We start from the raw sequence: 11,968 nt of genomic DNA, 5'->3' as shown, positions 1-11,968 counted from the left end.
GTTCTTGTTTGACTGACAATATATTAGATTCTTCTGAGTCCTTTTGTCAAGCGTGATTGAGATGCTCTTACCCTGCATTAAATGGCATTCGTTTATTGCATAGACTACAAGCTGTCCCGACTCTATTTTCTATCTATTATCTTCGAGAAATTGGTTAAGTCTTTCAATTCTTTTTTTGACTGCTTTTTCATTTTTTCTCGGATTTACTTTTTCAGCTTTTTGTCTGGTTATCTTCTCTTTTCTGTAAATATTATAGTAACTTTATTTCGATTTAAATATGACATCGTACTCCTCTATTAAATATATTTCTATTTCTGATATATCCCAATATTATTGGCGGCATGATAACCATTTTATGGTTGATTCTTCTTCTTTTGTTAGCTTGGTTTTCGCTCCTCTATAGCCTAATCTTAGACCTGGTATTCCTTGTGTTATAAATTTTTTCCCTTTACTTACAAAACCTTGAGATACATTTAGTATATTTTATATCGCTCTGTACACATAACCTTGGAGAGCTAGTTTTACTGCTAAGGCTCTCTTCATTTCTCGCGAGTCTCCATTACTATTTATAAATTTGATTAAACCTTCTATTTGTCTTTCTTTTTCATTTTGATTGGCTTCCATTTGCTTTCTTCCCTTTCATTTCTTATGAAAGTTTCCTATGTATTTTACCATAGAAATCCATATTTACATCTCAAATGAAATTGCTATAACAAGAAATAACCTTTGAATGCTAACGATCGACAGTTAGTCAGCAAACAGCGTGATAGGTCTGGTCATCCCCGCCTTGCCTTTGAGGAGCTAAGTCCTGCCTACAAGCTTAAACATTTATTTTAAAAATCATTTAAATTAGAATTGATTGGCTTACTACCGAGTTAAGCAAGATAGGAATAGTGGTAAAATTAATTAGTTATACGTTAGAAAAAATAACTCTTAAATAAAATTTTTTAGTAAATTGATTAATTAATTAATATTTATTTTGCCGGAAAGCACATGAATGAATAAAGCTCGTTAATTCGTTTCGGGAAAACTTGGCATTTTCATCAATTCCAAAGACTCTTGCCTTACGCGACCCGCCATGGCAGCTAACTGCAAGCTCATAAAAGCATTCAAATCTTCCAAATCACACTTGGCTGAGGAAAAAATATTCTGCATTTCTTTTTCCGCTTCCAAACTCAGATATCCAGCGGCAATAGCTTGTTTTACAACTTCACGAATCTGCACGGTAGAAATTTCCCTTACTAAATTTTAACTAATCAAAAGCAAACAAGTTACTAACAGGAAGTTTCGGAAGCCGTCTCGCCAAAGATTTCAAATTTTTTCAGCTCGCGAGACTCTTGTTTCACTCCTCCGGACATAGCTGCTAGTTGCAAAGCCATAAAAGCATTTAAGTCTTCTAAGTCATAGGTGGTGGTAGTTAACATCCGCCGCAGTTGATTTTCGGCTTCAATGGTTAGATAGCCTAGAGCCAGAGCTTGCTGGGCGAGATCGCGAATTAGTACCATAACACTTCGGGGTTTTATTGGTTCAAGTCTCAGTATCAACTGTTTTCACAGAATCAGCAGTGACGGCTATTGCTCGATAGGTGTGACATTGTTACGGGACACTCGTGACAACCGGAGTCGGAGAGTGTGACTAAGTATTTGCACGGTTGTGACGGCGATCACGCGGGGGATGCTAGAGGCGGAGTCGGAGACTGGGGAGTCGGAGAGTGTCCGGGTGTCTGCATGGGGGAGTCGGAGAGTGTCCGAGTGGAGGAGCCGGAGAGGGGGAGCATTTTTCTTTTTCCCTGGGACTAATTATTGATGACTACTGCCTTCTACCTTCAGAAGACGCTCAACGTCTATAATCAGCAAGTTAAATATTTACGGCAAGACATATGGAACTAGCTCATAAAGATTTGCTACAACAAATAGCCCGACTATCGGAAACTTATGCTAATTTGGCCGATCGCCTATCCCAAGCAGCAAAACAACTGCAAGACTCGGGCATTCCTCCCTCTGACAGCTTGCTGCAAGAAGTAGCCGCCTACAGCCGCAACTTTGCTGCAGTCCAAAAACAAGCTCTCGAAATCAACAAATCCGCGATCGCACCGGGGGAAATTGCTTCCCTCAAAGACATTCAAAACTTAGTCGAGACTGCCGCAGCTTCCGAAGGTAAAGCAGAAATTCGCGATGCAGCATTGAAAGTGATCGATCGAGTATTGGCGATCGCCCACCGCGAACAAAGCGACTTCGCACCCTTACAATCAGTTCATGCCAAAGCCCGCGAACTGCAGCGCGCGATTTCCGAATCAACCCCAACTCAACTGCATTCTGACGCAGAATCCTTAATCAGCGGCAAACACCCAGTTTCAGCAGTTCTCGCCCTGGTGGAACAGCAAGACAAATTAGATGACGAACAGTGGGTAATTCTCGAAGAAACAGTCAGCGCCGCTTTTGGCAAACAAATAGCCGTAGCCATTTCCAGAGGCAAATTAACCATTGCTGAGATGGTAAAAGCAGCACCTGCAAAAGTCGAACCCGCATTTAAAGCAGCGCCCGAACAAAAAATCAGCGCCGAACCTTTGCCAGAAGTGATTGTCATCCCGTCAGGAAATGTGGCACCGAAACAAGTTACAGTTGCGCCACAAATCCAGATTTTGGAATCCCCCGCACCTTCTGTCCCCATGCACGAGGTGATTATTGTTCCCAGCGTGGAAGTACCTAAGTCTCTTCAGACAACCGGTTCCGGGAACATTGTCTTTGGGGCACCTCGGGACATTCAACAAGCTCCTGTAGAGGGCGGTTTGGGAATCAAAGTTTTGGTGCACATTCAGGGAATTGGCGATCGAACTTTCGGTGCTCAAGAATACGCGGGTACTAAAGCTCAAGGGCGCCGTGTCGAAGGATTTCAAATTAATATCGAGCCCCCAATTCCCGGCTTAAATGTCGAGTACATGGCTCACGTCGAAGGTGTTGGCGATACTCCTTGGCTCAGCGAAGGAGAATTGGCAGGTTTTCGGGGTCAAGCGAAACGAATTGAGGGATTTGCGGTGCGGTTGAGCGGGCCGCAAGCTGATAAGTACGACGTATTTTATAGCGCTCACATTCAGAATATCGGCGACACCGACGTGTCCTCCAACGGCGAATATTGCGGCACTCGCGGCAAAGCTTTAAGAATCGAGGGCATTAAAGTTTGGATCGCGCCGTCTGCTAGTTCCCAAGTTGTGGCACCTGTGGGTTTAAAAGTGTTGGCGCATATTCAAGGAATTGGCGATCGAACTTTTAGCGATCGAGAATATGCGGGTACTAAAGCTCAAGGCCGCCGCGTCGAAGGATTTCAAATTAAAATAGAGCCTCCCGTTCCCGGTTTAAATTTGCAGTACATGGCTCACGTTGAAGGAGTTGGCGATACTGCTTGGATCTCGGAAAGCGAGTTGGCAGGTTTCCGGGGCAAAGCCAAGCGCATTGAGGGATTTGCCGCCCGCCTGACAGGGCCGCAAGCTGATAAATACGACGTATTTTATACGGCTCACATCCAGAATGTAGGCGATACTCCGGTTACTGCTAACGGTCAATATTGCGGCACTCGCGGCAAAGGTTTGAGGGTTGAGGGGATGACGGTATGGGTTGAGCCAAAAGCGTAAAAAATGAGAATGAATGGAAAATTTTAAATGGCTTTTTCCATTCATTTTGTGTTGTTATATCATTTGGTCTTGGTTAGTTTTTGTATGATTTGCGCGATGGTAGGGGAGGGTTTTACCAACCATCTACGCCAAAAACTAATAATCCCATAAACCCGCCGCTCAACGGTAAACCTGAATGTACATTTTTTCCCTTCGATCAAAGTCAAGGTTGATATAGGTTATTAGTTGTGGGGGGCGGGTTTAGGAAAATGTTTGTGTGGGTAAATATTACTGGTAAAACCCGCCGCTACAGCATCAAAAACATTTGCACAACTTACGCTAGCAGACACTATATTAATGGTGTAGAACGTGCAACAAGCCTTCTACCACATGACCGATCGCACTTGGAGCAGCTTCGCAAGCTGCTGCTTCGGCGGCGCACTGGCCGGCGTGGAGTGCGTTTCCGACAGCCTGACTCCCTCCCTCCAGCGCATCGGCACCAAATTGACCGCGATATGTTTCTTGGACCATTTCAGCTTGAATTTTGCTGGTGGTCTCTTCGGGATTCGTTTCCCAATTGCGGATTGTTTGGACAATCTCGAATCCAGCCCAAATAAACATTCCGAGGACGATCGCACCAATCAAATATCCCATAGCTTTCTTTAAAGGTTGAGGTTGGCTGTAGCTAATTTAGCGCAACGATTGCCTGCAGACAGGATGCAAATCATTGCTGTTGAGTGCGGATGTGAGCCTTTTATAGCAGATGTTGAAGGCTTTAGTTATTCTTGAGAGAAGAAAGTCGATAGCCAACAGAATATTAAGCAATTTTAATATTTACAGGCTGTGGAATTACACGGTTGCTGAACGGGAAATGCTCTTTGGCGGCGCTACCTGTAAAATGTATCATAAATACTTTACAGGGCGGTAGAGTAGGAGTTAACATCGGCTGAGCCGATAAAACATTACAGCCAAAAACAAAATATTATCTCAGATGCACGCGATCGATGATTTTACCGTGCTTGGGGATAAATAGTTACTTGAAAAAGCCTTAAAAATCCGGCTACAGTTGCTCAAAAGTCTTTTCCATCAATACTTACATATAAATATGTCATTGCCAGCAGACGATCGCCCGCAGTCCGCAACCACTGATAGTGAATCTTCCTATCAACTTTCACCGATACAGCAGGGGCTGTTGTTCGACAGCCTTTCGGGCCAACAATCAGGGATAGACATCGAACAAGCTATCTGTAGCATCCGGGAAAATTTAAATGTTTCAGCTTTCCTCAAAGCTTGGCAGCAAATAGTGCAGCGGCATCCCATCTTGAGAACGAGTTTTTGTTGGTCAGGTGAACAAGTTCCCCTGCAAACATTACACCAACAAGTTGAACTGCCAAGCGTTGAGCAAGACTGGCGCAATTTGTCGGAGGGCGATCGTGCAAACCAACTCGAAACCTATTTGCAAGCCGATCGCCTGCAAGGCTTTGACTTAACTCAACCCCCGCTGATGCGTTTGGCTTGGTTCCGCTGGTCGGAAACCGAGTACAAACTGATCTGGACTTATCACCACATTTTGCTTGACAGTACCTCGGCGATCGTTGTTTTGCAAGAAGTTTTTAGCTTGTACGAATCTCTGTGTGCCGATCGAGCATTAGAATTACAACCGCCCCGCTGCGATCGAGATTGCATCGAGTGGAGGCAGCAGCCAGACATCTCTAAAGCAGAAACATTCTGGAAACAATACTTAAGCGGTTTCAGCGCTCCTACCCCTCTGGTTGGGGATTTTTCAAGGGCGGCCAAGATGCCCGCCCCACCAGGAAATTCATCAGTTGTGGAACAGGCATCTGGCCTGTTCCTGACACCAACAGAAAATTTATCAGCAGAAGCAGAAATCCGGCTTTCTAGCACCGTAACCGCAGCCTTAAACTCCCTCATTCAAGAACAGCAACTAACCCTAAATACCCTGCTGCAAGGAGTGTGGGCTTTACTTTTGAGCCGCTGTTCCGGTTCTGAAGATGTAGTATTTGGAACTATTTACAACAGCCGATCGCAGAATCTAGAAAACGCCGAATCAGCGGTAGGATTATTCATAAATACTTTGCCGTTTCGGGTAATTGTATCTCCCGACTTACCAGCGATCGACTGGCTCAAACAACTGCAAACTCAGTGGACGGCATTTCAAGAATACGGGAACGTGCCGCTGGCAAAAACTCAAGAATGGAGCGAGATTTCCCGCGGCACAGCTTTATTTGAAAGCCTGCTAGTAGTTGAAAAATATCACATTAACTCTGCCTTGCAAGCTCTGGGCGGCAACTGGCAAAACCGAGAATTTCAGCTTTTAGAACAGACAAGTTTTCCCCTAACAGTTTACGCATACGGGGGAACAGAACTGCTGTTTAAAATTGCGGGCGATCGCCAGCGCTTCGATCCGATCGCCATTACCCGAATGTTGGGACACCTGCAAACTTTGCTAGAAAGTATAGCGGCGAATCCCCAGCAGAAAATCAGCAAATTGTCAATGCTGACAGCAGCCGAACTTGCTCAGTTGCAGGAGTGGAATCAAACTCAAGCAAATTATCCGCAAGACAAATGCGTTCACCAATTATTTGAAGCACAAGTCGAGCGATCGCCCGATGCCATTGCCGCCGTTTTTTCCCACAATGCCCAACAGCAACTCACCTACCTGGAACTCAATTCCAAAGCCAATCAACTAGCCCATTACTTGCAGCAATTAGGCGTCGGGCCCGATGTTTTAGTAGCTATTTGCATGGAACGTTCCTTAGAAATTGCGATCGCCGTTTTAGGCGTTCTCAAAGCTGGCGCAGCTTACGTTCCCCTCGATCCAGCCTACCCCCAAGAACGGCTGACCTTCATGCTAGCCGACACCCAAGCTCCGGTTATCCTCACTCAATCTCACTTAGTATCGGGGATGCCCGCACATCAAGCCCGCGCCGTTTGCTTGGACGCAGACTGGGAAACCATCAGCAGTCACAGCACGGAAAACCCAGCTAGCAGCGTCTCTCCCCAAAATTTAACTTATACAATATATACATCAGGCTCCACAGGCAAACCCAAAGGAGTTCCCCTCCCGCACCGCGCCCTAGTCAACCTAATTGCGTGGCAACTGCAAAACTCCAGCCTTGAAGGCGCAGCCAAAACCCTGCAATTTGCATCTCTCAGCTTCGATGTCTCGTTTCAAGAAATGTTCTGTACTTGGTGTGCCGGCGGCACCCTCGTTTTCATCACAGAAGAAATCCGGCGAGATGCCCAGAGTTTGTTGCAGCTAATCGACAAACAAAAGATTCAAAGACTGTTTCTCCCTTTTATCGCCCTGCAACACTTAGCCGAAGCAGCCGATACCTATCAGCTAATACCGAAATCGCTGCGCGAAGTAATCACCGCCGGCGAACAGTTGCAAGTCAACCGTTACATAGCCAGTTTCTTTCAGCAGCTAGAAAATTGTACCCTGCACAATCAATACGGCCCCTCCGAGAGCCACGTTGTTACCGCTTATACCCTCGCAGGCCCGCCCGGAGATTGGCCCGCACTGCCTCCGATCGGCCGCCCTATTGCCAACACTCAAATCTATTTGTTACAAAAAGAGGGTGAGCCTATACCTTTAGGAGTAGGGGGAGAACTATACATCGGGGGGATTTGCTTAGCGCGGGGCTATCTCAACCGCCCTGACTTGACTGCTGAAAAATTTATTCCCAACCCTTTTCGACAAAATAAAATACTCGCGATCGAGGATGAAGAAGATCGCCTTTACAAAACAGGAGATTTAGCTCGCTACCTGCCAGACGGTAACATCGAGTACATCGGGCGGATTGACGGCCAAGTCAAAATTCGCGGCTTCCGCATAGAGTTGGGAGAAATCGAAACCGCACTGGCAAAACATCGCGCCGTCAAACAAGCTGTGGTGCTGGCGCGGGAAGACGAACCGGGGGACAAACGATTGGTTGCATACATAGTTGCCAATCCAGAGGAGAAATTGGCAATAGCCGACCTCCGCCCTTACCTGCAAGGGCAACTCCCAGATTACATGGTGCCTGCGATTTTTATGACTGTTGAGGCGATGCCGAAGACGCCCAGCGGGAAAATCGATCGCCGCGCCCTGCCGGCACCTGACTCGCAGCGACAAGAACAGTCCCAGAGTTACGCTGCACCGCAAAGCGAGTTGGAGCTTTTGCTGGCGGGTGTTTGGTCTAAGCTGCTGAAGCTCGATCGCGTCGGCATTCACGACAATTTCTTCGAGATTGGAGGCAATTCTTTGATGACGCTGCAAGTTGCAGTCCAAGTCCGGACTCTGTTAGGCAAAGACTTGCCGGTGGTGAAATTGTTCCAGCACCCGACGATCGCCCAATTGGCAAATTATTTAAACCAGGGACAAAGCGCGAGCCCGTCCAACAACAAATTTCAAGACAGGGCCGATCGGCAAAAAGCTGCTTTTAAACGGCAAAAGCAATCTACCAAAAAACCCTAATTTATGACAAATTCGCAGGAAAACTCAGAACTTGACGGCATTGCGATTATTGGCATGGCGGGCCGCTTTCCCGGCGCTGCCAGTGTCGGTGAATTATGGCAGAATTTGTGCAGCGGAGTTGAGTCTACAACGTTGTTCGGCGACGCAGAACTAGACCCCAGTATTGACCCCAATCTCAGACAAAATCCCAATTACGTCAAAGCTAGAGGAATTATTGACGGTGCCGATCGGTTTGATGCAGCATTTTTCGGCGTGAGTCCCCGCGAAGCCGAAATTACCGACCCCCAGCAGCGCGTTTTTTTAGAAATAGCTTGGGCAGCCCTAGAAAATGCAGGCTGCGATCCGAATACCTTCAACGGCTCGATCGGAGTGTACGCCGGCACGGGTAACAATACTTATTTTCCCAACAACATCGCCGGACGATCGGATGTAATTTCCCGCGCGGGCGAGTTTCAGGTGATGGTAGCCAATGAAAAAGACTACATTGCTACCCGCACCTCTTACAAACTGAATCTCAAGGGGCCGAGCGTCAGCGTGCATACCGCTTGCTCTACATCATTAGTTGCCGTTTGTCAAGCTTTTTATGCTTTGATGAGCTACCAGTGCGATTTAGCGCTGGCCGGCGGGATATCAATTACGGTTCCCCAAAATAGCGGTTATTTGTATCAAGAAGGGGGGATGTTCTCCAGCGACGGACACTGCAAACCTTTCGACGCCAAGGCTGAAGGAACCGTGTTCGGCAACGCTGCCGGGGCTGTTGTACTCAAGCGTTTGGAAGAAGCGATCGCCGACAGAGATACAATCTATGCCGTAATTCGCGGAGTCGGCTTGAATAACGACGGGGCAGCCAAAGTCAGCTTTGCCGCACCCAGCGTAGACGGGCAAGCAGAGGCGATCGCGATGGCGCAGGCGATGGCAGACGTAGATCCTGAAACGATATCCTACGTCGAAACCCACGGCACGGCAACCCCCCTGGGCGATCCGATCGAAATAGAAGCGCTAACTCAGGCTTTTTCCCTGAAAACAGCAGCCAAACAATTTTGCGCGATCGGCTCCGTCAAAAGCAACTTCGGACACACGATCGCCGCAGCGGGAGTCACAGGGCTGATCAAAACAGCTTTAGCCCTCAAACACCAGCAAATACCGGCCACTCTGCACTTCGAGAAACCGAATCCAGCCATTGATTTTGCCAACAGCCCCTTCTACGTCAACGCCGAACTCTCGGAATGGAAAGCCGGCAAAACGCCCAGAAGAGCGGGTGTCAGTTCGTTTGGTGTCGGCGGTACAAACGCTCACGTTGTCCTCGAAGAAGCGCCCGCCCTGGAACCGTCAAGTCCTTCTCGCCCGCGGCAGTTGCTGCTGCTGTCGGCGAAAACTCCATCTGCTTTGGACGCAGCTACCGCAAATTTGCGATCGCACCTCGCCCAAAACCCGGAGATCGATCTCGCCGATGCTGCTTACACCCTGCAAACCGGGCGGCAAGCCTTCAATTACCGCCGCTTCGCTGTTTGCAGCGATCGCACCGATGCCGTGCAGGTACTCGAATCCCTGCCCCCGCTGCGTACAGCAACCCGCTGCACCGAATCGAGAAATCCGGCAGTAATCTTCATGTTTCCGGGACAGGGGTCGCAATATGTCAATATGGGCTTGAATTTGTACGAATCCGAGCCTTTATTCCGCGAAACAGTCGATCGCTGCGCCGAAATTTTGCAGCCGCACCTCGGCCGAGATTTGCGGAAAGTCCTGTATCCCGGCAGCGATGAAGCGACAGCCGCCGAATCGCTGCGCCAAACTTTCTTGACTCAGCCTGCGATATTTACCCTAGAATACGCGCTTTCCAAGCTGTGGCAGAGTTGGGGCGTCATTCCCCAAGGTGCGATCGGGCACAGCATCGGCGAATTTGTAGCGGCAACGATCGCAGGCGTGTTTTCCCTGGAGGATGCCTTGATGCTGGTGGCAGCGAGGGGGCGGTTGATGCAAGATTTGCCGGGGGGTTCAATGCTGTCGGTGCGGTTGCCCGCAGCGCAAGTAGAAGGGCGGTTGAGCGCGGATTTGGCAGTGGCTGCGGTGAATGCGCCGGATTTGTGCGTGGTTTCCGGGCCGACGGAGGCGATCGCACTTTTTCAGCAGCAATTAGAAAGCGAAAGCGTTGTCTGCAAACAACTGCACACTTCCCACGCTTTTCATTCGCCGATGGTGGATTCGATCGTCGAACCTTTCGCCGAATATGTCAAAAAAGTGCAGTTGTCAGCGCCAAATATCCCATTTGTTTCGACTGTAACTGCTAGTTGGATAACAGCGGAACAAGCAACCGATCCGATGTATTGGGCGCGGCATTTGCGGGCAACAGTGCGTTTTGCCGACGGGATAAAAGAGCTTTGGCAAGATCCGAACCGGATACTTTTGGAAGTCGGGCCGAGAACAACGGCTGCTACTTTAGCTCGCAAACAAGCCAAAGATTTGAAAAAACAAGTTGCCATTTCTTCTCTCGGCGACAGCCCTGAAAATCAAACTGAATGGGCGGCTTTGTTGAGTGCAGCCGGACAGCTTTGGCTTTGCGGAGTATCGATCGACTGGCAGAGCTTTTATCAAGAGGAAACGCGCGATCGCCTTCCCTTGCCGACTTATCCCTTCGAGAGCAAGCGTTTCTGGATCGAACCAAAAGTGTCAGAGGGCAAGAGTGAAAGAGTGGAGGAATTGCCCGCTTCTCAATTACCAATTACCACTTCCCAGTTACCAACTACCAATTCCCAATTACTGATGCCAAATTCACAGGTTGAAACCAAACAAGCAGCGCGCAAATACAGACTTATCCCTGTAATTAAAAACATCCTAGAAGAAACTTCTGGCGAGGATTTAGGCAGTGTTGATGAGGACTTAACTTTCCTAGAAATGGGTTTAGATTCTCTATCTTTAACTCAAGTAGCGCTGAATTTGCAAAAAGAATTTAGCATCAAAATTACCTTTCGCCAGCTATTAGAAACTTTTCCCACTCTCGGCACTTTATCTGAATTTATCGATGGTGCTATGCCGCCGGAGGTTTTGCCTGCAACTCCTGCCGTCCAACAAGCCGCGCCCGTACCAGCACCCGCACCGGCGATCGCACCGACAGCAGCACCTCCTGCGCCCATTGCCACTCCCGTTGCAGTCAGCGCCCCTGTAAATCTGCCGTTACCCAGCCCTGGACCTCAAATTTTGAATCCCGTACAGTCTGGCAATCTCGAATACCTGATCGGGCAGCAGTTGCAAATTATGTCGCGACAGCTAGAACTGTTGGGCGGCGCTGGTTTGGTTCCCGCACAGCCGGCACCTGCAACCAACGGTCAAGTTATGCCGCAGGCGCCGGCACCCGTTCAAAATATCCCTCCATCCCAGACTAACGGCAGCGCGATCGCACCAACCGCAGCACCAACCGCAGAACCAACCGCAGAACCAAAAAAGGTGTTCGGTGCCGCCGCCCGCATCGACACATCCGATCGCGACGGATTAACTCCGTCGCAATCAGCATATTTAGAAACATTTGTCAAGCGATATACGGCGCGAACTCAGAAATCCAAACAGTACACTCAGACACACCGCCACCACCTCGCCGATCCGCGGGTAGTTTCGGGGTTTAACCGGACGATGAAAGAGTTGGTTTATCCAATTGTGGCGGTGCGTTCGTCCGGTTCGTGCGGTTCGTTTCTATGAAACTAGCCTGTATGGGTTAGGGGATTAGAGCCTTTACGCCGCCTTGGGTGCAAGCCCTAAAAGATAGTAAAGGTAACTTCAGTTGAGTGTGAGTGCGTCAAACTCAAATTTGACAAGTCTTACCCGCTAGGAATGGCGTGATGCCAAAACTGCCCACATGGATAGAGAACAAACTCTAAAAATGAAGCTGG

General features: G+C 48.4%; 7 protein-coding genes. 3 read left to right on the top strand and 4 right to left on the bottom strand.

The annotated features are described in order from the left end of the window. Positions 1–483: 483 nt before the first annotated feature. From QUA45_RS05240 to QUA45_RS05230, 3 genes are all read right to left on the bottom strand, one after another. The gene (locus QUA45_RS05240; protein WP_333095084.1) at positions 484–624 is read right to left on the bottom strand and encodes a hypothetical protein; all 141 of its coding nucleotides are present in this window, start codon (positions 622–624) and stop codon (positions 484–486) included. A gap of 387 nt (positions 625–1,011) precedes the next feature. Beyond that, on the bottom strand, positions 1,012–1,224 hold the full coding sequence (locus QUA45_RS05235) for a hypothetical protein (RefSeq protein ID WP_333095085.1): 213 nt from the start codon (positions 1,222–1,224) through the stop codon (positions 1,012–1,014). Positions 1,225–1,274: 50 nt separating this feature from the next. After that, positions 1,275–1,505, bottom strand: coding sequence for a hypothetical protein (locus QUA45_RS05230; RefSeq protein WP_333069764.1), 231 nt, complete (start codon positions 1,503–1,505; stop codon positions 1,275–1,277). A 374-nt stretch (positions 1,506–1,879) separates the two neighbouring features. Between QUA45_RS05230 and QUA45_RS05225 the strand changes: the two genes are divergently transcribed. Beyond that, positions 1,880–3,628 carry a hypothetical protein gene (locus QUA45_RS05225; protein WP_333219822.1) on the top strand — a complete coding sequence of 583 codons (1,749 nt, stop codon included), beginning with the start codon at positions 1,880–1,882 and terminating at the stop codon, positions 3,626–3,628. Positions 3,629–3,961: 333 nt separating this feature from the next. Here the strand turns inward: QUA45_RS05225 and QUA45_RS05220 are convergent, their stop codons facing one another. Further along, positions 3,962–4,261, bottom strand: a complete 300-nt coding sequence (locus tag QUA45_RS05220) for a hypothetical protein (RefSeq protein ID WP_333095090.1) — start codon at positions 4,259–4,261, stop codon at positions 3,962–3,964. A gap of 451 nt (positions 4,262–4,712) precedes the next feature. Between QUA45_RS05220 and QUA45_RS05215 the strand changes: the two genes are divergently transcribed. Next, the gene (locus tag QUA45_RS05215) at positions 4,713–8,087 is read left to right on the top strand and encodes an amino acid adenylation domain-containing protein (protein WP_333219820.1); all 3,375 of its coding nucleotides are present in this window, start codon (positions 4,713–4,715) and stop codon (positions 8,085–8,087) included. A gap of 3 nt (positions 8,088–8,090) precedes the next feature. Then, positions 8,091–11,777, top strand: a complete 3,687-nt coding sequence (locus tag QUA45_RS05210; RefSeq protein WP_333219818.1) for a beta-ketoacyl synthase N-terminal-like domain-containing protein — start codon at positions 8,091–8,093, stop codon at positions 11,775–11,777. The last annotated feature ends 191 nt before the right edge of the window (positions 11,778–11,968 follow it).

It is taken from the genome of Microcoleus sp. Pol12A5 (assembly GCF_036701435.1).
Taxonomy (GTDB): domain Bacteria; phylum Cyanobacteriota; class Cyanobacteriia; order Cyanobacteriales; family Microcoleaceae; genus Microcoleus.
This window is presented reverse-complemented; position numbering and strand designations above follow the sequence as displayed.